The organism is Chitinophaga agrisoli (assembly GCF_008386695.1).
In the GTDB taxonomy this organism is placed as follows: Bacteria; Bacteroidota; Bacteroidia; order Chitinophagales; family Chitinophagaceae; genus Chitinophaga; species Chitinophaga agrisoli.
In genome coordinates this window covers 3,066,233-3,091,768 of sequence record NZ_VUOC01000004.1, presented here as the reverse complement: position 1 = coordinate 3,091,768, position 25,536 = coordinate 3,066,233, and the positions used below count along the sequence as shown (strand labels likewise).

General features: G+C 50.7%; 20 protein-coding genes. 18 read left to right on the top strand and 2 right to left on the bottom strand.

Annotation, left to right across the window (positions count from 1 at the left end; translation table 11 throughout):
- Positions 1-17: 17 nt before the first annotated feature.
- Positions 18-830, top strand: a complete 813-nt coding sequence (locus F0L74_RS31295; RefSeq protein WP_149841813.1) for a HesA/MoeB/ThiF family protein — start codon at positions 18-20, stop codon at positions 828-830.
- A gap of 138 nt (positions 831-968) precedes the next feature.
- On the opposite strand, the gene F0L74_RS31290 is transcribed toward F0L74_RS31295, so the two are convergent.
- Positions 969-1,883 (bottom strand): S66 peptidase family protein, encoded by a 915-nt coding sequence (locus F0L74_RS31290; RefSeq protein ID WP_246197879.1) that lies wholly within the window; start codon positions 1,881-1,883, stop codon positions 969-971.
- A 164-nt stretch (positions 1,884-2,047) separates the two neighbouring features.
- Here F0L74_RS31290 and metG point away from each other — a divergent pair, with 164 nt between their 5' ends.
- From metG to lpxB, 7 genes are all read left to right on the top strand, one after another.
- Positions 2,048-4,147 (top strand): methionine--tRNA ligase, encoded by a 2,100-nt coding sequence (gene metG / locus F0L74_RS31285; RefSeq protein WP_149841812.1) that lies wholly within the window; start codon positions 2,048-2,050, stop codon positions 4,145-4,147.
- Positions 4,148-4,354: 207 nt separating this feature from the next.
- A complete protein-coding gene (locus F0L74_RS31280) occupies positions 4,355-6,754 on the top strand; it encodes a 3-hydroxyacyl-CoA dehydrogenase/enoyl-CoA hydratase family protein (RefSeq protein ID WP_149841811.1) in 2,400 nt (799 codons plus the stop codon).
- A 7-nt stretch (positions 6,755-6,761) separates the two neighbouring features.
- The gene (locus F0L74_RS31275) at positions 6,762-7,649 is read left to right on the top strand and encodes an ABC transporter ATP-binding protein (protein WP_149841810.1); all 888 of its coding nucleotides are present in this window, start codon (positions 6,762-6,764) and stop codon (positions 7,647-7,649) included.
- Positions 7,650-7,652: 3 nt separating this feature from the next.
- Complete coding sequence (locus F0L74_RS31270; protein WP_149841809.1) at positions 7,653-8,432, top strand: ABC transporter permease; 780 nt, start codon at positions 7,653-7,655, stop codon at positions 8,430-8,432.
- Between the two features lie 54 nt (positions 8,433-8,486).
- Positions 8,487-9,260 (top strand): 5'/3'-nucleotidase SurE, encoded by a 774-nt coding sequence (gene surE / locus F0L74_RS31265; RefSeq protein ID WP_149841808.1) that lies wholly within the window; start codon positions 8,487-8,489, stop codon positions 9,258-9,260.
- Between the two features lie 92 nt (positions 9,261-9,352).
- Positions 9,353-9,676, top strand: coding sequence for a hypothetical protein (locus tag F0L74_RS31260; protein ID WP_149841807.1), 324 nt, complete (start codon positions 9,353-9,355; stop codon positions 9,674-9,676).
- Positions 9,677-9,761: 85 nt separating this feature from the next.
- Positions 9,762-10,865, top strand: coding sequence for a lipid-A-disaccharide synthase (gene lpxB, locus F0L74_RS31255; protein WP_149841806.1), 1,104 nt, complete (start codon positions 9,762-9,764; stop codon positions 10,863-10,865).
- A gap of 34 nt (positions 10,866-10,899) precedes the next feature.
- Here lpxB and F0L74_RS33465 read toward each other — a convergent pair whose 3' ends face one another.
- Positions 10,900-11,064 (bottom strand): DUF6728 family protein, encoded by a 165-nt coding sequence (locus F0L74_RS33465; protein ID WP_188316244.1) that lies wholly within the window; start codon positions 11,062-11,064, stop codon positions 10,900-10,902.
- A gap of 224 nt (positions 11,065-11,288) precedes the next feature.
- Here F0L74_RS33465 and F0L74_RS31250 point away from each other — a divergent pair, with 224 nt between their 5' ends.
- From F0L74_RS31250 to F0L74_RS31205, 10 genes are all read left to right on the top strand, one after another.
- Positions 11,289-12,725 carry an alpha-L-fucosidase gene (locus F0L74_RS31250; protein WP_149841805.1) on the top strand — a complete coding sequence of 479 codons (1,437 nt, stop codon included), beginning with the start codon at positions 11,289-11,291 and terminating at the stop codon, positions 12,723-12,725.
- A gap of 197 nt (positions 12,726-12,922) precedes the next feature.
- Positions 12,923-13,642 (top strand): response regulator transcription factor, encoded by a 720-nt coding sequence (locus F0L74_RS31245; protein ID WP_149841804.1) that lies wholly within the window; start codon positions 12,923-12,925, stop codon positions 13,640-13,642.
- 43 nt (positions 13,643-13,685) lie between these two features.
- Positions 13,686-14,504, top strand: a complete 819-nt coding sequence (locus F0L74_RS31240; RefSeq protein WP_149841803.1) for a 2'-5' RNA ligase family protein — start codon at positions 13,686-13,688, stop codon at positions 14,502-14,504.
- Between the two features lie 55 nt (positions 14,505-14,559).
- Positions 14,560-16,803 carry a RelA/SpoT family protein gene (locus tag F0L74_RS31235; protein WP_149841802.1) on the top strand — a complete coding sequence of 748 codons (2,244 nt, stop codon included), beginning with the start codon at positions 14,560-14,562 and terminating at the stop codon, positions 16,801-16,803.
- A 163-nt stretch (positions 16,804-16,966) separates the two neighbouring features.
- Positions 16,967-18,250: an adenylosuccinate synthase gene (locus F0L74_RS31230; RefSeq protein WP_149841801.1), complete on the top strand. Its 1,284-nt coding sequence runs from the start codon at positions 16,967-16,969 to the stop codon at positions 18,248-18,250.
- A gap of 93 nt (positions 18,251-18,343) precedes the next feature.
- Positions 18,344-18,802, top strand: a complete 459-nt coding sequence (locus F0L74_RS31225; protein ID WP_149841800.1) for a hypothetical protein — start codon at positions 18,344-18,346, stop codon at positions 18,800-18,802.
- Positions 18,803-18,913: 111 nt separating this feature from the next.
- Positions 18,914-20,242: an anthranilate synthase component I family protein gene (locus F0L74_RS31220; RefSeq protein ID WP_246197877.1), complete on the top strand. Its 1,329-nt coding sequence runs from the start codon at positions 18,914-18,916 to the stop codon at positions 20,240-20,242.
- Positions 20,243-20,313: 71 nt separating this feature from the next.
- Entirely contained in the window at positions 20,314-20,940 is a 627-nt protein-coding gene (locus F0L74_RS31215; protein WP_149841799.1) for an RNA polymerase sigma-70 factor, read from the top strand.
- Positions 20,941-21,096: 156 nt separating this feature from the next.
- Entirely contained in the window at positions 21,097-22,065 is a 969-nt protein-coding gene (locus F0L74_RS31210) for a FecR family protein (protein WP_149841798.1), read from the top strand.
- Positions 22,066-22,111: 46 nt separating this feature from the next.
- Entirely contained in the window at positions 22,112-25,528 is a 3,417-nt protein-coding gene (locus F0L74_RS31205; RefSeq protein WP_149841797.1) for a SusC/RagA family TonB-linked outer membrane protein, read from the top strand.
- The last annotated feature ends 8 nt before the right edge of the window (positions 25,529-25,536 follow it).

Genomic DNA, 25,536 nt, shown 5'->3' with positions numbered 1-25,536 from the left:
GAAAAAACTGAGCAAGCATGGCATTAACAGATAAGGAATTACAGCATTTCAAACACCCGGTAGCGGTGCCAGGCATGGGTACCGCCATGCAGGAGAAGCTAAAAGCGTCCAGGGTACTGGTAATAGGCGCCGGCGGCCTGGGCTCCCCGGTTATACAATACCTCAGCGCCACCGGTATAGGCGTAATAGGCATTGCAGACTATGGGGTGATCAACGACGAAGATATGCACCGCCAGCCCATCTACCAGATGCAGGACCTGCGCAAGCACAAGGCCAAGATGGCCTCCAGCCGGCTGTGGGCCAGCAATCCCTTCACCAAACACTACCCTCTACTGGTACAGATAAAACCGGAGAACGTAACACAGCTCATCGCAGAAATGGACCTGGTGATCGACTGTTCGCAGCACCGGCCTACTCACCTTGTGGTGAACGATGCCTGCATAGCCAACAACAAACCCTTTGTAATAGGGGAGGTGCACAACTGGATCGCCTGGTGGGCCGGGTTTAACATCCCCCAGACAGAGGGTATGCTTTCCGCCTCCTACCGCTGCTGCGAGGCCCTTACAGATAGCTACCGCAATTTTGACGCAGGGGCAATGGGCATCACCCACGGCGCTACCGGCCTGTTGATGGTGAACGAGATCCTGAAATACCTGGTGGCGGTGCCGGATGGGTTGATAAATAGGCTTTACAGCATGGATTACCTGCATAACAAGTTCCAGATGCATAGCCTTAGCCCGGACCCGGCCATCATAGCGCAGACAAAAGCGGATGGTATTTTAACGGCGGAACAGTATGGGATGGAGATAGTGCCGGATGTGGAGGATTAATGTGACACTCGTGTGCAACCCGTATGCAACCCCTATTAAAAGCGTTCACAGCCCGGGGTAAAAGCGTTGAACCGGGGGGTAAAAGCGTTCAATGCCGGATAACCGGATGCGGATAGCCGGATAGACCTGGATGATCCGCTACGGCTTTTGTACCGCCAGCGTACCACCTTTAGCGCCCACTTTTAACAAGTGCGGCATACCCAGCTGCAGGGCATAGTTCTCCGGCTGGTGCCCGCTGGGGAAATTATAGCAAACGGGGTAGTCGAAGTCCTGCACAATGCTTTCTATGATCTCAAATTCAGTTTGCCCAAAAGGGGTTTCTGTTTCCTTGCTGTCCACAAAGGCGCCTACTACCAGGCCGGCCAGTTTATCCAGCCAACCGGCGCGCAGCAGGTTATACATCATACGGTCCACATTATAGCGGTACTCGCCAATGTCTTCCAGTAGCAGTATTTTCCCTGCGGTGTCAATTTGTGAAGGGCTGCCTGACAGGTTGGCCAGCAATGACAGATTGCCACCCACCAGTACGCCGCTGGCTTGCCCGGTGCGGTTCAGCTCATGCGGGGTAAAAGCGTATTTATAGGCCTTGCCGCGCAACGCGTGCTCCAGGCTCTGTACATATTCCAGCTCCGCCGTCTCCGGCCGTATACCGCTGCACATCATGGAATGAATGGTAGGAATACCAAAATGCTGGTGCACATGGGCATGCAGTGTGGTAATATCGCTGTAGCCGCATAACCATTTGGGGTGTTTGCGGAAACGGGTGAAATTCAGGCTGTCCAGCAGGCAAACCATCCCGTAACCGCCCCGGCCAAAGATGATCGCTTTTATTTCGGGATCGTCCAGCATATCCTGCAGCTCTTCCAGCCGCAGCTCATCCGGAGCGGAAAAATTATGGAAACTGGTGCCTACAGTAATGCCCAGGTGTACCTGGTATCCCCAGGAAGAGATCACGCCGGCTGCGTATTCTGCCGCTGCCAGCTCCATTTTGCTGCTGCTACAGGTAATGCCTATAAGGTCACCTTTTTTCAGATATGGCGGAATTTTCATCATTCTAGTTGCTTTATTTACCTTTGCGGATCAGTTTACCGGTTTATGATCCCTCCAACGCGTGGGGTGTCTGGCAAACGGTTCCTGCAAAACTCCGGGACCAAAATAAACCAATAAACAAAGCAAACTAACAAACCCAGGAACATTTAAGTATTGTTTAAACGGATATGGCAAAATTTAATAGATATTTAATAACAGCTGCGTTACCCTACGCCAACGGACCGGTGCATATCGGCCACCTGGCTGGCTGTTATATCCCGGCGGATATATATGTCCGTTACCTGCGCGCTAAAAAGGCCGATGTTAAATTCATCGGCGGTACGGACGAACATGGCGTTCCCATTACCATCCGCGCAATGAAGGAGAATACCACCCCCCAGGCAATAGTGGACAAATATTACAAGATCATCAACGATAGCTTTGAGGCGATGGGGATCTCGTTTGATATATTTTCCCGCACCAGCCGCGAAATACACCATAAGACCTCTGCCGATTTCTTCCTGAAGATGTACAACGACGGCCTGTTTGAGACCCGTGAAAGCGAACAGTACTTCGACGAGGTGAAACAGGTTTTCCTGGCAGACCGCTACATCATAGGCACTTGTCCCAATTGCGGCAACGAAAGGGCCTATGGCGACCAGTGCGAGGTGTGCGGCCGTACGCTTAGCCCGGAAGAGCTGATCAATCCCCGCTCTGCCCTTAGCGATGCCGTGCCGGTGAAAAGAAAGACCACCCATTGGTACATGCCCCTCCAGAACTATGAGCCCTGGCTCAAGGAATGGCTGCTGGATGGCCATAAGGAATGGAAGAACAACGTATACGGTCAGTGTAAAAGCTGGATAGATAGCGGCCTGCAGAGCCGCGCCATGACGCGCGACAGCAACTGGGGCATCAAAGTGCCCCTGCCCGATGCGGAAGGTAAAGTGCTGTACGTATGGTTCGATGCGCCTATTGGTTATATCTCCGCCACCAAGGAGCTTACCCCCAACTGGGCAGACTATTGGTGTAAGGAAGATACCAAACTGGTGCACTTCATTGGTAAGGACAATATCGTGTTCCACTGTATCATTTTTCCGTCCATGTTAAAAGCCCATGGCGGCTTTGTACTGCCGGATAATGTGCCCGCAAACGAGTTCCTGAACCTGGAAGGGGAGAAGATCTCCACCTCCCGCAACTGGGCCGTTTGGGTAGATGAGTACCTGCAGGACTTCCCGGATCAGCAGGATGTACTGCGCTATGTGCTGTGCAGCACCGCGCCGGAAACCAAGGATAATGATTTTACCTGGAAGGATTTTCAGGATAGGAATGATAATGAGCTGGTTGGTAACCTCAGTAATTTTGTGTATCGTACTATGGTGCTGATGCACAAGCTGTGCGGTGGCAAGGTGCCCCCCATACATGCGGATGTAAAAGATGATAAGGATGATGCTGTGCTGCCTATGCTGCAGGCAGCAAAGCAGAAAATAGAGGATGCGCTGGAAAACTACCGTTTCCGCGAAGCATTGCAGGAAATGATGAATGTATCCCGGGAGGGTAATAGGTACCTGCAGGAAAAACAACCCTGGATACTGGCTAAAACGCCGGAACTGCAAGCCCAGAATCAGGCTGTAATCGACAACTGCCTGCACATGTGTCTGCAGATCACTGCTAACCTGGCCATTTTCGCTAATCCCTTTATGCCCTTTACCGCAAAGAAGATCTGCCATTTGCTCAAAGTGGTGGACCGTATGCTGGAATGGGAGAATGCGGGTACGCTGAACCTGGTAAAGGTTGGTTATTCCCTGCGCGCACCGGAGATGCTGTTTACGAAAATTGAAGACGAAAAAATTAAAGCACAGGTGGATAAACTACAAGCTACAAAAGCCGCTGCTGCACCCGCTGCCAACGGTACGCCGGCTCCCGCTAAGGATGCCGCTCCTGCCAAAGAAGCTGTTGCGCCCAAAGCAGAGATCCAGTACGACGATTTCGCCAAACTGGACCTCCGTGTAGGCACCATCATCCAGGCAGAGAAAGTAGAAAAAGCGGATAAGCTGCTGAAACTACTGGTAGATATCGGCACAGAAAAACGTACGGTCGTTTCCGGTATAGCGATGCATTTCAAACCAGAAGAGATCGTAGGCAAACAGGTAACCCTGGTAGCCAACCTGGCCCCGCGTAAAATGCGCGGTATCGAAAGCCAGGGTATGATCCTGATGGCGGAGGATAACGGCAAGCTGGTATTTGTGAATCCGGCAGAGGTGGTAGCGCCCGGAAGTGGAGTAAGCTGAGCCCAATACTATTAACCATAAACTAAAGCCAATGTAACACGATTACATTGGCTTTTTCATTATCTTCATTCAAAACCCGTTCATGAAAAACAGAAAATATCCTCCCGCTGATAAATGAAATCCAAAAAATGTTAAATTCATTAATTGAAAGATTAAAATAATATTCGCATAAATGGCTAACTGCCAATAGCTAAAAGCTAAAAGCTCATGAAAAGACACATCAATAAAGTTGCTGTATTAGGATCAGGCGTAATGGGATCAAGGATTGCCTGCCACTTTGCCGGTATAGGCGTGCAGGTACTATTGCTGGATATTGCCCCCAAAGAACCCAACGATGCAGAAAAAGCAAAAAACTTAACCACCGACAGCCCCGCGGTAAAAAACCGCATCGTTAACGAGGCCCTGCAATCCGTGCTCAAATCCAACCCTTCGCCCGTATTCACCAAAGACGTTACCAAACGTATCCAAACCGGCAACTTTACAGATGATATGTCCCGCATTGCAGACTGCGACTGGGTCATAGAAGTAGTGATAGAGAACCTGGATATCAAACGCTCCGTGTTTGAACAGGTAGAAAAATACCGCAAGCCCGGCACCTTCATCACCTCCAATACCTCCGGCATTCCCATCCACCTGATGACAGAAGGCCGCAGTGACGACTTCAAAAAATATTTCTGTGGTACGCACTTCTTCAACCCGCCGCGTTACCTGCGGCTGCTGGAGATCATTCCCACCCCGCATACAGATTCGGAAGTAATAGACTTCCTCATGCATTACGGCGATCTGTACCTGGGTAAGACCACCGTGCTGTGTAAGGATACGCCCGCATTTATCGCCAACCGGATAGGCGTATTTTCCATCATGGCCATCTTCCACATCATGCAGGAAATGGGCCTCAACATCGATGAAATAGATGCGCTCACTGGTCCCGTGATCGGCCGGCCTAAATCCGCCACTTTCCGTACCGCGGATGTAGTGGGTATAGACACCCTGGTGAAAGTAGCCAAAGGCGTAGCAGACAACTGCCCGGATGATGAAGCACGTAAGATCTTCGACATACCGCCTTTCTTACAACAGGTAGTAGAAAACAAATGGCTGGGCGATAAGACCGGCCAGGGCTTTTATAAAAAGACCAAGGGCGAAGGCGGCAAGGAGATACTGACGCTGAACCTGCAAACTATGGAATATGGTCCCAAACAGAAACCCAAATTTGCGGCGATAGAAGCGGCCAAACCTGTAGAAGACCTGAAACAGCGCCTGCGTATGCTGGCCGCCGCTACAGATAAGGCCGGGCAGTTCTATCAACTGTTCCATGCACATCTGTTTTCGTATATCTCCCACCGTATACCGGAAATAGCAGACGATATCTACAAAGTAGACGATGCCATGAAAGCCGGCTTCGGCTGGGAAATCGGCCCCTTTGAAACATGGGACCTGCTGGGCGTAGAGGCTGTGGTAAAGACCATGGAAGAAAAAAGTTTTGCGGTAGCTGCCTGGGTGAAGGATATGCTGGGTAAAGGCATCAAGACCTTCTACAAAGTAGAGAACGGAAAAAAATTATACTACGATCTGGCCACCCAAAGCTACAAGCAGGTGCCGGGCGCAGAAAGTTTTATTATACTCGAAAACCTCAGCAACAATATCGTTTGGAAGAACAGCGCCTGCAGCCTGTATGACCTGGGTGATGGCGTAGTAGGGCTCGACTGGAAAACAAAGATGAACACCATTGGCGGCGAAGTGCTGGAAGGTGTGAACAAAGCCATTGACCGGGCGGAGAAAGATTTCCGCGGCCTGGTAATAGGCAACGACGGCGCTAACTTCTCCGCTGGGGCCAATGTAGGTATGATCTTTATGCTGGCCGCAGAACAGGAGTACGATGAGCTGGATATGGCGGTACGCCTGTTCCAGAAAACCACCATGCGTATCCGTTATTCCTCCATACCGGTGGTACTCGCCCCCCATGCGCTCACCCTGGGCGGCGGTTGTGAGATGTGCCTGCATGCAGATAAGGTACAGGCCGCGGCAGAAACCTATATAGGCCTGGTAGAGCTGGGCGTGGGCCTCATCCCCGGCGGTGGCGGCACTAAAGAAATGGCAGTACGCGCGGCAGACGAGTTTAAAGAAGGCCGTATTGATGAAGAGCCGCTCAAAGATCGCTTCATGACCGTGGCCACAGCCAAAGTAGCTACATCCGCCCACGAGGCTTTTGACCTGGGCATTATGCGCCAGGGCCGTGATGAAATTACCATGAACCAGAGCCGCCTTATAGCAGACGCTAAACGCAGCGTACTGGAACTGAGCGCAGACGGTTATACCCGCCCGGTGGAAAGAAAGGATATCAAGGTATTAGGACGCCCTGCCCTCGGTACCCTGCTTACCGGTATCCATGCCATGCTGTTTGGTAAATTCATTTCTGAGCATGATGCTAAGATCGCCGGCAAGCTGGCCTATGTAATGTGCGGCGGCGACCTGAGCGAGTCTACCCTGGTAAGCGAGCAGTACCTGCTGGACCTGGAAAGGGAAGCTTTCCTGAGCCTGGCCGCTGAGCGCAAAACACTGGAGCGTTTACAAAGCGTTATAAAAACCGGTAAACCTATCCGCAACTAAGCTATCTATGCCTATACTTTCACTGAAACATATTTCCAAACGGTACGGCGCCATACAGGCGCTGTCCGGCGTTAGCTTTGAGGTGCCCAAGGGCGCCGTATTTGGTATACTGGGGCCTAACGGCAGTGGTAAAACTACCCTGCTGGGTATTGTAACAGATGTGCTCAAAGCAGATGAAGGCAGTTACAGCCTGTTTGATGCGCCGCCGGCTGCCAGCCTGCGCCGCCAGATAGGTACCCTGCTGGAAACGCCCAACTTTTACCACTATCTCAGCGCCTATCAGAACCTGCAGATAGCCGCTTCCATCAAGCAACGGCCGGAAACGGATATCAGCCGGGTGCTGGGCATTGCCGGGTTGGCAAACCGCCAGCACTCCCGTTTCAAGACCTATTCTCTGGGTATGAAGCAGCGGCTGGCCATCGCATCCGCCCTGCTGGGCGATCCGGAGGTGCTGATCCTGGACGAGCCTACCAATGGCCTGGACCCTGCCGGCATTGCAGAAGTGCGGGAGCTGATCCTGCAGCTGGCACAAAGCGGCAAAACCATCATACTGGCCAGCCACCTGCTGGATGAGGTGGAAAAAGTATGCAGCCATGTGGCCATTCTGCAGCAGGGCAAACTCCTGCTGTCTGGCCCCGTGAATGAGGTACTGGCCCGCGAGGATTTTGTAGAGCTTTCCGCTGCGGATAACCGGGCACTGGAAACGGTCTTAAGCCGCCACCCGGCCTTTGGTCATATCCTGGGCCGGAGTACGCACCTGCAAGTGGTGTTCAAACAGCCGGTAGACCCGGCTGCGCTCAATGCCTGGTGCGTAGAACAGGGTATCTGGCTCAATCACATCAATACACGTAAACAAAGCCTGGAAAAAGCCTTCCTGCAAATTACCAACAACTAACCTATGCTGCAGATTATACGTACAGAATGGCTGAAAGTGAGATCCTACCGCGCTTTCTGGGTGATGGTGCTGCTGGCGGTGGCCATCGTGCCCGGCGGCAATTATATCGCCGCTGAGATCACCAGCCAGATCCAGCAGAAAACAAAGGAGCTCATTGCCATCGCCCCCTATGATTTTCCTCTCATATGGCAGAGCATGGCCAATGTAAATAGCTACATGACGGCCCTTTTTGCCATTCCCATGCTGATCCTGGTCACCAATGAGTTCACCTACCGCACCCACCGCCAGAATATCATTGACGGCTGGGAGCGCCGGCAGTTCGTATACGCCAAATTGTTCTGGTGGCTGGCCCTGGGGCTGCTGGCCTTTATTACCTCCGTGGTATTCGCGGTTATCCTGGGTCTGGCTTACGGCGACCACGGTTTTAGCTTCGAGGGGTTCCGGTACATGTGGTATTATTTCCTGCAGGTACAGGTCTCCCTGGCCATTGCACTGCTTATTGCCGTATTGGTGCGCCGGGCCGGACTGGCCATTGTGCTCTACCTGGCCTATACCATGATGGTGGAGCAGGTGCTGGTATTGCTCATCAAACGCAAAATTGGCGAAGTGGGCGGTTTACTGCCCCTGCAGTCCGGGGATGAGCTGCTGCCATTCCCCGTGATAGGTAAGCTGATAGGCACTGGGGACCGTTTTGACGACTCCGTGTACCTGCTTATGCTCTTCGTATATATCGCCCTGTTCATCTTCCTGGTCTTCCGCCGGATGCTGAAAACAGATTATTAACGTAAAAAGTATATAATACATACTAAATTTGTCATAAGTAAAAAGGTAGAGAACGTGGACAAAGACGAACGGATCATATTGGTCACCAACGATGATGGGGTAACTGCCCCCGGCATACGCGCCCTCATAGAAGCCGTAAGCCCGCTGGGCAAAATTGTGGTGGTAGCGCCCGATAGCCCGCAGTCCGGCAAAGGACACGCCATCACCATAGGCGTGCCCCTGCGGCTTAACCAGGTGGATATCTTCGAAGGCATAGAAGCCTGGCAATGCTCCGGTACCCCGGTGGATTGCGTAAAGCTGGCCCGTGACAAGATCCTGCACCGGAAACCGGATATCTGTGTAAGCGGCATTAACCATGGCGCCAATCACTCTATCAATATCATCTATTCCGGTACCATGTCCGCCGCCATGGAAGCTGCTATTGAAGGCATCCCCTCCATCGGCTTCTCTTATCTTGATTATAGCTTCTCTGCAGACTTTACCCTCTGCAAAGAAGTAGCCTATGATATGACGAAAAGAGTGCTGGAAAGCGATCTGCCGGCTGGCTCCCTGTTTAATGTGAACATTCCTATTACAGAAAAACAGGAGTACAAAGGCCTCAGGATCTGCCGCCAGGCAAATGCCAAATGGGTAGAGGAGTTTGATGAGCGCCGCGATCCCCACGGTAAAAAATACTACTGGCTCACCGGTGAATTCAAGAATATGGACCCCGGAGAAGACACAGACGTATGGGCACTGGAAAATAATTACGCATCTGTAGTGCCTGTGCAGTTTGATCTTACACACTACAAGCTCAAAGAACAAATAACTGCCGCCTGGAAACTTTAAATAATGTGCTGATGTGCGGAAGATGGTCTGTGAATACTAATCAGTGCAGGAACAGCGTTGAATGCATAATAGTACTTTAATAACATCAGCACATGGGCACATTAAACTATACTATGTTCAAAAAAGACAATCTTTCCCTGGGTATCCTGCTGGGTTTATTGACGCCGGTGATCGGGTTCTTCCTGTACTACATGCTGGTATTTATGCCCAAACATATAGGATGGGGACAATTTATAGACGTGCTGCGTAGCAACCGGCAGATGATCCCCAAAGTCATCAGTATGTGCCTGCTGTTGAATGGCCTCATCTTCTATCTCTATACCCAAAAAAGAAGGGACATCACCGCAAAAGGTATCTTCCTGGTAACGATGTTATACGCTATTTCTATCCTGCTGCTAAAACTCATCCACGGATAAAATTCAATTACTAATTACAAGATCATTCGCTTCGGTCAACATTAGTGATCAGTAATTAGTAATTCGTAATTATTTTTGCGCAATCATGAAGTACTACCTCATAGCCGGTGAGGCTTCCGGCGACCTGCACGGCAGTAATCTTATCCGTCAGATAAAAGAATTGGATGCGGCAGCGGATCTGCGCTGCTGGGGCGGCGATATGATGCAGCAGGCCGGTGCGCATGTAGTGAAACATTATAAGGAGCTCGCTTTTATGGGTTTCCTGGAAGTGGTGATGAACCTGCGTACCATCCTCCGTAACATCGCATTCTGCAAAGAGGATATCCAGGCCTTTCAGCCGGATGTGCTGGTGCTGATAGATTATCCCGGTTTTAACATGCGCATTGCAGAATGGGCCAAGCAACAGGGGCTCAAGGTCATCTATTATATCTCTCCCCAGGTATGGGCCTGGAAAGAGAACCGCGTAAAGAAACTAAAGCGCGATGTGGACCGTATGCTGTGCATACTGCCCTTTGAACAGGATTTCTACCATAAATGGCAATATGAGGTGGATTATGTAGGGCACCCCCTGGTAGAAGTGATCCGGAATGTAAAAGAAAAACCCGCGGACAAGCCCTTTGCAGATAAACCAGTCATTGCTATACTGCCTGGCAGCCGCCGGCAGGAGGTAAGCGTAAAGCTGCCGGTCATGCTTACCATGGCCAAACATTTCCCGGAATACCAGTTTATTGTTGCCCAGGCGCCCGGCCTGGATGATGCTTTTATGCGGGAACTTACCGGCCAGCACGCCAATGTATCCACCGTAAAAGGCCAAACCTATGCCCTGCTGCGCCAGGCCCGCGCCGCACTGGTCACCTCAGGCACTGCCACCCTGGAAACCGCCCTGTTTGGCGTACCCGAAGTGGTGTGCTACAAAGGCAGCGCAGTCTCTTATTTCTTCGCCAAACGTTTAATTAAGGTAAAATATATCTCCCTGGTAAACCTGGTAATGGACAAACCGGTAGTGAAGGAATTGATCCAGGACGATCTTACAGAGCAGAACCTGCTAAAAGAATTAACCCTGTTGCTAAAGGATGAGCCTACCCGGCAGCGGATGCAGGCCGATTATGCCGAGCTGTGGAGCCGGCTGGGTGAAAGGAACGCTTCCCGCCTCGCTGCGGAAATCATCTATCAGAGCGCAAATTCCTAAATATACACATCCACCGCAAATAGCTAACCGCTAGTTACCGCAACAGCCGTATCAGCATAATGATCAGCGCGATCACAAACACAATGATCGAGATGCGGTTCATGCCATGCATCATATACACATAGGTCGATTTGGGTGCATTCGGATCCTTCTTCCCTATATAGAAATACCGCAATATTTGCTGCCAGATACTTTTCATATCACAAAGATACAGGCTCCCCCTGGTAATATGGTATGCAAAACGGGTAAAGAATGATAAGCAATAAAGTCATAATATTTATTATTTTGTTGGGCCCGGAAGCGGCATTCCCGCCTGCGGCCGGATCATATATTTACAGGTAAGGTCCCTGCCCCTCACTGCGCCCTATGAAACAGCTCCAGTGAATGCACACCACTATTATTAGTTATTTTAAATAATAACCCATGCGGAAATTATGGATGATTTTAGGCGCGGTATTCGCGCTGCACACAGCATTTGCCCAGGAACATGAAGAACAGCCCTATGTACCGGAAACAGATCCGGCGGTGCTGCAGAAACTGGACGAATGGCAGGACTGGAAGTTTGGCCTGCTCATGCACTGGGGCCCTTACTCCCAATGGGGCGTAGTGGAATCCTGGAGCATTTGCCCCGAAGATGAGGACTGGACGCAGCGTAAGCCCAAAGGCATCCCTTATTACGATTACCTGAAGAAATACGAAGCCCTGGGCAATACCTTCAACCCTACAAAATTCGATCCCTCCAAATGGGCAAAAGCCGCTAAAGACGCAGGCATGAAATACCTGGTGTTCACCACCAAACACCACGATGGCTTCTGTATGTTTGACACCAAACAGACAGATTACCGCGTAACAGGCCCGCAATGCGCTTTTAATAAAGATCCCCGTGCTAATATCGCCAAAGAGGTGTTTGAGGCGTTCCGCAACGAAGGCATTCATGCCGGCGCTTACTTCTCAAAACCTGACTGGCATAGCGAGTACTACTGGTGGTCCTATTTCCCGCCTAAAGACCGCAACCCCAGCTATGATCTCCAAAAATACCCGGAGCGTTGGGAGCAGTTTAAAAAATACACCTATAACCAGATTGAAGAGTTGATGACCGGCTATGGCAAACTGGATATCCTGTGGCTGGATGGCGGCTGGGTACGCCCGCGTAAAACACAAACGAAGGAATCTGCTACCTGGGGCAAAACACCGCCGCAGGATCAGGATATTGACATGGCAGGCATTGCTTCCATGGCCCGCAAACACCAGCCCGGCCTTATTGTAGTGGACCGTGCCGTACATGGCCCCTTCGAGAACTATCGCACACCGGAGCAGCAGATCCCGGAAAAACCGCTCAGCTACCCCTGGGAAACCTGTATGACCATGGCCAACTCCTGGTCTTATGTGCCCAACGATAAATACAAATCCGTTACAAAGATCATTCACAATCTTGTGGACATTGTGGCCAAAGGAGGCAACTATCTGTTGAATGTTGGCCCCGGCCCGGATGGTCAGCTGCATGATGAAGCATACACCACCATGCATAAAATTGGTCAGTGGATGCAGGTAAATGGCGATGCTATCTATGGCACACGCGCGGTAGCGCCTTATAAAGACGGTAAGATCTGTTTCACCCGCAAAAAAGATGGCAGCATCTGTGCTATCTATCTGTTGGATGAAAATGAAAAGCTGCCGGCAACCGTATCCTTCAGTGGCATAACGCCGGCAAAAGGCGCCACACTCACATTACTGGGCGCAAAAGGAAAACTGAACTGGAAAACAAACAGCAACGGCGGCGTACAGATAACTATACCGGCAAGCCTGCAACAACAGTCCTGGCAACATGCAATCGCTATAAAAATCGACCGCGTTTCATAATGATATAGCTTGCTTCATTTAGTTAATAAGGTTTAAACAGCACTTAAAAATTCACTGGCAATAACGAATTATTAACTCGAACAATACGATAAATTAACAATATTGCAGGCGTTACTGTTCCTGTGTTACACCGTTTTGTGTAAAATGAAAAACCTGCTTTGACAAAAAGCAATTGATCATATCCGTTGTTAATTAAGATGAGTCGTATAACACAAATATTACTGGTTGACGATGACTATCATTTTGGCGGCGTTGTAAAAAAGCATCTCGAAGGCGAAGGATTTGAAGTAGTACATTGTTTCGACGGAGAAATTGCCTGGAAGAAATTCCAGAAAGAAGCTTTTGATCTGATCCTTCTGGACGTAATGATGCCTAAGAAAGATGGTTTCACTTTAGCGCAGGAGATCCGCAAGAAGAATGGACTGATACCGATCCTTTTTATTACATCCAGAAAGCTGGATGAGGACCGTCTGGAAGGATTCCGCATTGGAGGTGATGACTACATCACCAAACCTTTCAGCTTCGAAGAGCTGGTTGCCCGCATCCGCGTGTTCCTTAAAAGGAGCTTGCCCCGGCAGTATAATGAAAGCAGTGAGTTCACCCTGGGGAAACTTACCTTTAATGCGGAATTCCTGAATGTAAAGAATGAAGAAGGAAGCGTCATAGGTACTATCACCCCCAGGGAACTGGCCCTGATCAGGTACTTCAGGGAAAACGCCAACCAGATCCTGAAGCGGGAAGAGATACTGCTGAACGTATGGGGCAAAGACGGTTTCTTTAGTGGCCGGAGCATGGACGTTTTTGTCACCAGAATGCGCAAACACTTCAGGGCAGACCCCCAGATACAATTGGAAACCTTACATAATGTTGGTTTCCGTTTAAATATCCCGGAAGAAACAGATAGTAAGGAGCACTAACTAACCTCAAAAAGGTGTTAAACCCACTGTAATTAATTTTGTCATGAACTTTAATAGACGAGAACAACCCCAAAGGCCCCGGGTGGGCTATAACCGGCCAACCAACCCCGGCGGATATGGCGGTAACCAGGATAACCGGAACCGCCCCGGACCGGACCGCGGCAACCAGGACAACTGGAACCGCCCGGGTGCAGACCGCGGCAACAGCGGCCACCAGGATCGCCGGTTTAACCAGGGCCCTAACCGCTTTTCCCCAAAAAAGAGGTTTAATAAAGCGCCCCGCCCCCCTAAACCTGATAATAAGATCTATTTTATCGCCCTGCTGCCTACCGCAGAAGCCGGGAAAGAGATCATCCGCCTGAAACAGGAGTTTGCGGAGCAGTATGGCGCCCGCCATGCCGTAAAAGTACTGCCCCATATTACCCTGCAGGTGCCCTTCACCGCAGATCCCTTACTTGAAAAGCCATTTACCGCCGGCCTCACGGAATTTGCCGCCAGTCTGTCCCCCTTTGAGGTAACCCTTAACGGATTTGGCGTGTACCCCCGTAAAGAACAGCATATCCTTTACATAAAAGTAGAGCAGCAAGGGGTTATTATGGATGTGCACCAGCAGCTGATGGGCTACCTCCGCAAGGAATTTGGCTTCAGCAACATGCTGGCCCGCGATAAATTCAACCCCCACATCACCGTGGCCTTCAAAGACCTTACCGGCGAACAGCTGGAGGCCGCCTGGCCGGCCTATGAGCACCGGCCCTTCAAAATGTCCTTTAAAGTAAATAACCTGTATTTCCTGCGCCATAACGGCGTGTCCTGGGAAGTGCTGCAGAAATGCAGGCTGGGAGGGGAGAAAGTAAACAGCTAATAGCCAACAGCTAGCCACTGGTTTCGTATTGCATAAAATCGTAACTTTAGTCCTAATGGAAACAGTGGCAGTACAAAAATATAACTTAGACGAAGAGCAGGAGAAGAAGGAAATAGTCCGTCAATACCGCGCATTATTAAGAGCCCTGAAGCCCCGCCTCAAAAAAGGCGACCGGGAACTGGTACGTACCGCCTTCGAAATGGCGGCCGATGCACATAAAGACATGCGGCGTAAATCCGGAGAGCCCTATATCCTCCATCCCCTGGCCGTGGCCCAGATCTGTGTGGAAGAGATCGGCCTGGGCGTACGTTCCGCCATCTGCGCCTTACTGCACGATACCGTAGAAGATACGGAAGTGACCCTGGAAGACGTAGAACGCGAGTTCGGTACAGAGATAGCCCATATCGTAGATGGCCTTACCAAAATATCTACCGTAATCGATTCCAATACCAGCACCGCACAGGCAGAGAACTTCAAGAAAATACTACTGACCCTGGCAGATGATCCCCGCGTGATCCTCATCAAGCTGGCAGACCGCCTGCATAACATGCGTACCCTGGATAGCATGAGCCGGGAAAAACAGCTGAAGATAGCCTCCGAAACGGTGTTTATCTACTCCCCCCTGGCGCACCGCCTGGGCCTGTACAACATCAAGTCCGAGATGGAAGACCTCTCCATGAAATACACGGAGCAGCAAACCTACCGGGATATTGCCAAAAAGCTAAAGGAGACCAAACGCGAGCGCACCCGTTATATCAACGAGTTCATCAAACCTATCAAGGAAGTGCTGGGCGAAGAAGGCTTTGATTTTGAGATCCATGGCCGTCCCAAGTCCATCCACTCCATCTGGAATAAGATCAAGACCAAAGGCGTGGCCTTTGAGGAAGTATATGACCTTTTTGCCATCCGTATCATCCTTAACTCCGCCGTGGATAAGGAAAAGGCCGATTGCTGGAAAGTATATTCCATCATCACGGACTTCTACCATCCCAGCCCGGAACGTACCCGTGATTGGCTCAGCAACCCTAAATCCAATGGTTATGAGGCCCTGCACGTAACCGTGATGGGCCCCCAGGGTAAATGGGTGGAAGTGCAGATCCGCACCAAGCGTATGAACGACTATGCGGAAAAAGGCCTGGCCGCCCACTGGAAGTATAAGGAAGGCAACCAGAACGCTACCCAGGAATCCAAATTTGACACCTGGTTTGCCCAGATCCGCGAGATACTGAACAACCCGGACTCCAATACCCTGGACTTCCTGGCCGATTTTAAGAGCAACCTCTTTACAGAAGAGATCTATGTATACACCCCCAAAGGTGATCTGAAGATCCTGCCTGTGGGCTCCACCTCCCTGGACTTTGCTTATGCCATACACAGCGCCATCGGCAATAAGTGTATAGGCGCCAAGGTGAATTACAAGCTGGTGCCCCTGAGCCATAAACTGCGCAGCGGCGACCAGGTGGAGATCATTACCTCCAACAAACAAAAACCTTCCGAAGACTGGCTCAACTTTGTGCTAACAGCCAAAGCCAAATCCAAGATCAAAGACGCCCTCAAGGAAGAGAAGCGCCAGATAGCCATGGACGGTAAGGCCGCGCTGGAGCGTAAGCTGGACCACCTGAAGATCTCCGCCAGCCAGTATAACATCAACGAGCTGGTGCAGTTCTATAAACAGCCCTCGCCGTTAGACCTGTACTATCAGATAGCCATTAAGAATATAGACCTGTCAGAGCTGAAACAGTTCAGCGTGCTGGGGGATAAGCTGGAACCGCCCAAACCGGTAAAACCGGTGGAGCATACGCCGGAAGAGCACCTCAAGCATCACCAGCTGCCCAGCAAAAAGGATGCGGAGCTCCTCATCTTTGGCGAAAGCTCTGATAAGATCGCCTACAAGCTGGCCAATTGCTGTCGTCCTATACCCGGCGATGACGTATTTGGCTTCATCACCGCCAGCGAAGGCCTGAAGATCCACCGTACCAACTGTCCCAATGCCGCGCAGCTGCTGGCCAACTACGGCCACCGCGTGGTAAAGACCAAATGGGTCAAGAACCGCGAGATCTCCTTCCTCACCGGGATCCGGATCATTGGGATGGATGATGTGGGCGTTATCCATAAGATCACCAATATCATCTCCGGTGAGCTCAAGATCAATATAGCCGCCCTTACGATCGAGTCCAGGGAAGGGCTGTTCGAGGGCCTTATCAAGGTGTTCGTACATGATAAGGAGGAGCTGGATGAGCTGGTAGAGCGCCTGGGCACGCTGGATGGTATCCAGTCCATCAACCGCCTGGAGGAATAAAATAAAAAGTAAAAAGTAAAAAGAAAAACAGTGTAGCCTCCAAAGCCTGCTGTCAGTCCCTGTACCAGCCTGCGGCCGTCCATTTTCTGCCCCGGGCATTTTTCCTTTTTCCTTTTTAGTTTTTACTTAATTTTGCCACTTCTTTTCTAAACGTACACAAATTATGATAGATGTTTTGTTAGGCCTGCAATGGGGAGATGAAGGCAAGGGGAAGATCGTGGACTATTTTGCAGGTAAATATGACGTGATAGCCCGCTTCCAGGGTGGACCTAACGCCGGCCATACCCTGTATATCAATGATAAGAAGGTAGTGTTGCACACCATTCCTTCCGGGGTATTCCACAAAAACACCGTTAACCTCATAGGCAATGGGGTAGTGCTGGACCCCGTTACCTTCCGCAAGGAATGTGACGAAGTGACTGCGCTGGGCGTGAACCTGAAGGCAAACCTTTTTATTGCGGAAAGAACGCATGTGATCGTACCTACGCACCGCGCGCTGGACAAAGCTTCCGAAACCGCCAAAGGACATGAGAAAATAGGCTCTACGCTGAAAGGCATAGGCCCTGCCTATATGGATAAGACCGGCCGTAATGGCCTGCGGGTGGGCGATATCCTGTCGCCCGATTTTAAGGATAAATACGAAAAGCTGAAGGCAAAACATATGCACCTGTTACAGGGGTATGATTTCCTCGCTGAAAGTGGTATCTTGGAAGATGTGGCCGCCTGGGAAAAGGATTTCTTTACCGCAGTCGATTTCCTGAAGGAGATGAATATCGTCAACGGGGAATACTTCCTGAATGAGAAGCTCAAAGCCGGTCAGCAGGTATTGGCAGAAGGCGCCCAGGGCAGTATGCTGGACGTAGACTTTGGCACTTATCCTTTCGTTACCTCTTCCAGCACGATCTCTGCCGGCGTATGTACCGGCCTGGGCATAGCGCCCAAATGGATACGGGAAGTGATTGGCGTTACCAAGGCATATTGTACCCGTGTAGGCGGTGGTCCGTTCCCTACAGAGCTGCATGACGCCACCGGCGAGAAGCTGCGCGAAATAGGCCGCGAGTTTGGCGCTACTACCGGCCGTCCCCGCCGCTGCGGATGGATTGACCTGGTAGCCCTCGACTATACCTGTATGCTCAGCGGCGTTACCCAGCTGGTAATGACCAAAAGCGATGTACTGGACGCCTTTGATGAAGTATATGCCTGTACCGCCTATGAAGTGGATGGCACCACTACCCGCCAGATGCCTTTCCAGCTTACTAACACGAACGTTAAGCCCGTATGGGAAAAGCATAACGGCTGGAGCAATGAGGCCGCTGCCAACAGCAAGCATTACAACGAGTTACCGGGAGAGATGAAAGCATTTGTGAAAGCAGTGGAAGACTATCTGCACGTGCCCGTGAAATTCGTTTCCAACGGGCCTGGAAGAGATCAGATACTGGAGCAATAAAACCTAAAAAAGTACTAAAAAAAAGAGAGAAAAAAAATTTGGCGAATAAAAAAAACTGTTAAAACTTTACGCTCAAGAAATAAGTGACCTATTATGAAATCGAAATCTGATAACGAAAAAGAGACAAAAAAAACTACTTCTGCCAAACCCACCAAAGCCGCTCCCCCAAAGGCCGCTGCTAAACCTAAAAAAGAAGTAGATGACGAGGACGAGGAAGATGACGAGGAAGAAACTCCCCGCAAATCTGCCGCTGCTAAAAAATCAGATAAGCCTGCCTCAAAAAGTAAAAGCAAGGATGATGACGATGACGACGATATAGACGACGAAGATGGTGAGCTGGACGAAGATTCCGATGACTGGGAGAAAGGCGAGAAGGATGAGGACTATGATCCCGACTTCGAAGAGTTTGATATGCCTAAGCCTAAAGCCCGCCGCGGACGTCCCGGAAAGAAAACCGGCGATGATGACGATGATCTGGGCTTTGACGATGAATTTAAGGACATGGACCTGTTCAATGACAGGGGATTTGATGATGATGATGATGATTTCTAAGCTTTAAAACAAAGCATTATCAGGATATTTCACGATTTTCCAGTAGCAAATCATAAAGTCTTTAAACAACAAATGTTGAATTGGTCTGACCGGTTCAACATTTGTTGTTTTTTGGATAATAATGATTACCCCTCTCCCTACAACCGTTACGAGGCCCTGCTGGCCACAGAGGCCCTGGAATACATCTCCGCCCCCGCAGGCAACGCCTTCTCCGCATTGCAGCAGTTACATGATAATTGTAAGGATTGGTTATTTGGCCATTTAGGGTATGATTTAAAGCAGGAAACCGCCCAGTTGATACCCGATGTCAACGGTGAGCAAAAAGCGGCTCTAAAGGCGTTTAAAGCGGAAGAAATAGGGGCCCGGAAAGCAGCAGGGATAAACGCTTTAAAAGAGGATAGAACAAACGCTCCTGAAACGGACGGAATAGCCTTTCCCGATATATACTTTTTCCGCCCCCGGGTAGTGATGCTATTACAGCGGGAGCAGGTAAGCATTGGAGGGGAGGAGTTTACCCCAGAGCAGGCCCGGGAGGTCTACGAAGCCTGCCTGCAAATGCCGGAAAAGGTAGTACAACAGCCTGGGGCCACCGCGCAGAAAAAGGCCATCACTCCACAAAGCCACCTGCACCGGGAAGGCTATCTCCAGGCAGTCCGCGCCCTGCAACAGCACATTCTCCGCGGCGACTGCTACGAAGTGAATTTTTGCCGCGATAACTTTATCCGCGATATAAACATACACCCCTTAACGTTGTTTGATAAGCTGAACAAGCTGTCACCCGCCCCCTTTGCAGCCTATTACAAGGTAAAAGATCAATACCTCCTCTGCTCCAGCCCGGAGCGTTTTATGCAGCAGCAGGGCCAAACCGTTATTTCCCAGCCCATCAAAGGCACTACCCGCCGCCTGGCAGATCCTTTCCTGGATGCACAGGCCCGCGAGACTCTTTACAACAGCCCCAAGGAACGGTCTGAGAACGTGATGGTCGTAGACCTGGTGCGTAATGACCTGGCCCATACCGCTACCCCCGGCAGCGTGGCCGTAGAAGAGCTGTACGGTATCTATTCATTTGCCCATGTGCACCACATGATCTCTACGGTAAAGGCTACCCGCCAGCCAGACCTGCCCTTCACCGCAGTTATGCAGCATGCCTTTCCCATGGGCTCCATGACCGGCGCGCCCAAAATAAAGGTCATGCAGCTCATAGATCAGTATGAGCCCACCCGCAGGGGCCTGTTCTCCGGCGCGGTAGGTTACATTACCCCGGAAGGCGATTTTGATCTTAACGTCGTGATCCGAAGCATCCTGTATAACGCCGCCGCCCGTTACCTCTCATTCCCTACCGGCTCCGCCATCACCTTCTACAGCGATCCCGTCAAAGAATGGGAAGAATGCCTGCTCAAGGCAGAAGCCATGGTAAAGGTGTTAAGTCATTCCCATTGATCCTTTACTTAAAATTAATACTCGCTTAATCTTCCAATAAGAATGATTGCAGACCTTTGGCGTTGCAACTTATGGATCCGCGCATACAAGAATATGTATTACAGATAAAGGAAGGGAACGCCGCCGCTTTCAGCCGCCTCTTTTTTGCCGCTAAGGATCCGCTGTTCGGTTATGCCTTTAAGCTGTGCAAATCCCGGGAGCTGGCAGAAGAAGTAGTGCAGGAAGTGTTCATGAAACTATGGCTCAACCGCCGGCAGCTGGATGAGACCCAATCTATCAAATCCTACCTCTACACCGCTACCAAACACGGCGTATTCAACCAGCTTAAAAAAGCAGCGCTGGACGCCTCCCTGCGCCAGGTAGTATTTTACCAGCAGCCCGCTGCCGTTAATACCACAGAAGAACATATTTCCCTGGCAGAGCTGCAGCGCTGGAAAACCCGGCTACTGGAGCAGCTGCCGCCGCAAAGACGGCTCATCTACGCCATGAGCCGGATAGATGGTCTCTCGCATGAAGAGATAGCAGACAAGCTGGGCCTGTCAAAGAATACGGTCAAAGACCAGATCACGAAAGCCAGCCGCTTCCTGCGTACACAATTGCATATACATTACGATATACACGATATTATTATACCGTTACTCATCTTCACCAGTTGCCAGGCCGCATTGCATACGGCCGCGCTGGAAGCTGTTTGTTAACCCCCCACCTCATCCTTATTTATCCGTTCCCTTGAAATCCCTCAGGAGGGCAGGTTTTGCGTGCCGGTGCTGCTACTGTAGCCTAAGAAAAGATTAGCTAAAAAATATTTTCTCTCCGCATCGTCCTGTTTGTGATCCGGATTGTATAAGTACAAAATGGATATCAGGAAACTATTGATCAAACATGCAGCAGGTAACTGTACGCCCGGAGAACGGGAGCAGCTGATTGCCTGGCTGCAGCAGGGAGGGGATCCGGAACTATTGCCGGACCCGGAAGAGCTGGCGGATACCGGTGAGGAACAGCCTGGCCTGGGACCTGCGGCCTCCGTCCGTGTGATGGAGTACGTGCTGGATATCCAGACTCCGCCAGCAGGCGTCCGTTACCGTCGCCTGCTCATACGTTTCGCCGCCGCTGCCGCATTGATAGCAGTGATCGTGGGGGTATACCAGTGGTTGCCCCGGCAGCGCGCCGCCTTGTCTACTATCCATACAGGATATGGACAGATCAGCCGTATTATGCTGCCGGATGGTAGCGCCGTCACCCTGAATGCCAATACTATCCTGAAATACGATAGCATCATGTTGCCCGGTAAGGCCCGCGAGGTATGGCTGCAGGGCGAAGCCTTCTTTGATATCAGGCCCGCCGCGGGCGTATTTACCGTACATGCCGGACAGGCTTTGGATATAGCCGTATTAGGCACCCAGTTTAATGTACATAATAACGATAGCACCATACAGGTAGTATTGAACAGTGGATGCGTAAAAGTAAGCGCAGCGGACAGTGAACATAACAGCGCCATGGTGTTGGAACCAGGAGAAATGGCCGTGTATCACAATGCGGCAAAACAGCTCAGTAAACAGTCTGCGGACACGATGGCCCTCACCGGCTGGAAGGATAATGTGCTCACCTTCCGCCAGGCCCGCCTTTCCGCCATAGCCGCTGTCGTACAACGGCAGTTTGGCGTAGAGGTGCTGTTTGCGCAACCGCAGCTGGATACGCTTTTATTCACAGGTACCGCTCCGGCCAATGACCTGGCGCTGTTCCTGTCCATTCTCGAAAGATCGCTTGATATCAGGATAGATAAACCAAACAACAGGCAGATAGTGATCCGGCCGGCTCACTGATCTTATTTGCCTGTACAATTATTCAACGCCTTTAAAAAAATAGGTTATGCACAAAAAGCTACTTATAAAAAGAGTAGTAGGCATTATTATGTGGTATATGATAGCTTGCCTGGTTAGCCCCGTGTATGCGCAAAGCATCATGGCACAGGCAGGTACGGGCTATGCCCGCCACTCGTACACACTGGAAGAGGTGCTGCTGCAGCTGGAAAACGCACATAAAATAAAATTCAATTACAACAGCAGCGTGCTCCAGGGCAAAACAGTCAGCGAACAAACCCTGCATAAGATCACCCAGGCAGACCTGCAAACGGCCCTGCCCCAGCTGTTGCACCCACTGGGCCTGACCAGTGAGCTGGTATACGGCAACTATTACGCAGTAAAAAGCATAACAGGCGATAAAAGCGTGCTGCAACAGGTAACCGTTAGCGGCAGCGTAACAGACGCTTCCAATAATACGCCCTTACCCGGCGTAGTGGTAGCCGTAAAAGGCAAAACTAAAGGCGCTACTACGGATGGTAATGGCCGTTATTCCCTGGCAGGCGTATCGCCTACGGATGTACTGATCTTCTCCCTGGTAGGCTTTAAACGCATAGAAATGCCCGTTGGCGGCCAGTCCACGATCAATGTGGCATTACAGGCAGATGTATCCGGCCTCAATGAAGTAGTGGTAACGGCTTTGGGCATCCAGAAAGAGAAGAAATCACTGGGTTATGCCGTACAGGAAGTAAAAGGAGAAAACCTTACCCAGGCCCGCGAGCCCAACCTGGTAAGCTCACTCACCGGCAGGGTGGCCGGTTTAACCATCAGCAGCTCTACGGATCTTTTCCGCGATGCGGTGATCTCCCTCCGTGGCCAGAAACCCCTTATCGTAATAGACGGTATCCCTGACCAGCTGGCGGATATGTGGAAAGTGAACCCGGATGATGTGGAAAGCATCAACGTGCTTAAAGGCCCCACTGCCTCTGCTTTATACGGTTCCATAGGCCAGTACGGCGCCGTGATGATCACCACTAAACGTGGTAAAGGCAAAGACCTGTCCGTAGAGTTCAACTCTTCCACCATGTTCCAGACCTCCTTTATCCGCATCCCTAAAGTGCAAAGTACTTATGGCGATGGCTATAAAGGCAAGTATGAGTATGTAGATGGTTCTGGCGGCGGCCCGGAAGGCTCCGGCTGGATCTGGGGCCCCAAGCTGAACCAGAAAGATCCCAGCACGCCCAGTGGCTATTGGGAAACGCCACAGTATAACAGCCCGGTAGATCCTACCACTGGGGAGCGCAAGCCCCTGCCCTGGATCTCCCGTGGAAAGGATAATGTGCGCAATTTCTTCCGTACCGGTATCATCTCCACCAATAATATCAGCATTACCAAAGGCAATGATAAAGGTACTTTCCGCGCCTCTGCCTCCCATATCTTCCAGCAAGGTACCGTGCCCAATACAGGGCTGAATAACAGCTCCTTTACCCTGGGCGGTAATTACAACCTGTCTGACAGGCTGAATGTAGACGCGCGTTTCACCTACAACCGCCAGTATACAGATAACTACCCGGAAGTTAGCTACGGTCCTGCCAACTACCTGTATAACCTGGTATTATGGACCGGCACAGATGTAGACATCCGCGACCTGCGCAGCTACTGGCAACCCGGCCGGGAAGGGCTGCAGCAGAAGCACTATAACCAGTCATGGTATAACAACCCTTATTTCCAGGCATATGAGCTGCTGAACGGTTACTATAAGAATAATACCTTTGGCTCCATGGCGCTGAACTATAAGTTCAGTAAGGACCTTAGCGCCAAGTTCCGCACGGGTATAAATACCTTCGGATTAACATCCAACCTGGCGGAGCCTAAGAGTTATATCCGTTATGACGATAAATCACGCGGTAACTTTTATGTAGGCAGCCGTGATTATTTCGATATCGTTACAGACCTGATCTTAAGCTACGAACATAGCTTCAGCAAAGACTTCACCGTGCATGCGGAAGCAGGCAGTTCCAACTACTACCGTAACGACCGTTACCAATCATCCAACACAGATGGTTTAAGCATACCGGACCTCTATAACCTCAGCAACTCTACCAACCCCGTACAAAGCACCAACGGCCTTGAAGAAAGACGTACCAGTGGCCTGTATGGCTTTGTAGACCTGGAATATATGGGCGCGTTCTACCTTACGCTCACCGGCCGTAACGATAAAATTTCTACCCTGCCGGTAAGCAATAACACCTTCTTCTATCCCTCTGTGTCCGGCTCTGTGCTGGTGTCTGAGCTGGTAAAGCTGCCGCATTGGTTCACCTATCTGAAAGCCCGTGGCTCCTGGTCAAAAGTATCCGGCGGTCTGCTGGATTCTGATAACGGCTACACGTATAACTATCTGCCTACTTATGATATTGGTGATAAGTGGAATGGTGTGCCATCCCTCGTATACGGCGGCGATCTGCAGAACCCTGATCTCAAGCCCCGTACTTCCTCTTCCTGGGAAGCAGGCCTGGAGCTGAAGTTCTTTGGCAACCGCCTGGGGCTGGATGCATCCTACTACCGCATCCGCGATTATAACAACATCGTAAACATCAACGTATCCGGCGCCAGCGGTTTTAATTCCCGCCGTGAAAATGGTAACGAGTACCTGCGTAAAGGCATGGAGTTTGTATTAACCGGCAGCCCTATACGCAGTAAGAACTTTAGCTGGGATGTAATGGTGAACCTGAGCAGCTACCACCGCTACCTTAAAGCCATTTTCAACAACGCCGCCCAGCTGGATAAGCTAAAGGTAGGCGACCGTATGGACAAGATCTTTACGGGTGTATACGAAACAGACCAGCAGGGCCATATTGTATACGAGAGCAATGGGTTCCCTAAATCGGATCCCTTCTCCCGTTACATCGGTAATGATGATCCGGATTGGGTCTACGGCGTAGAGAATACCCTGCGCTACCGCAATTTCTCCCTCCGCTTCCTGGTGGATGGCCGTATAGGCGGTTTGATCTATTCTACCACTAACCAGAAAATGTGGTGGGGCGGTACCCATCCCGGCACGGTAAACCAGTTCCGCGATGATGCCAACGAAGGTAAGGCCACCTATGTAGGACAAGGCGTGATCGTAACCGGCGGACAGATCCAATACGATGGTAACGGCAATATCACCAGCGATACCCGCACTTTTGCGCCCAATACGAAAGCGGTGAATTATATCGATTACATGGTAAATACCAGCAACGCCGCCAACGACAACTATAACTTCTATTCAGAAACTTTCCTGAAGCTGCGCGAGGTGAACCTTAGCTGGAACCTGCCTTCCAAATGGCTCTCACAAACGTTCTTCCGCGCTGCCTCCGTGTCCTTCATAGGCCGTAACCTGCTGCTGTTTGCCAAACTGCCTAACGTAGACCCGGATACCGGCGTAGATAACCTGCAGTCACCCTCTATGCGTAGCATGGGCGTTAACGTGAACTTAAAATTCTGATCATCAAA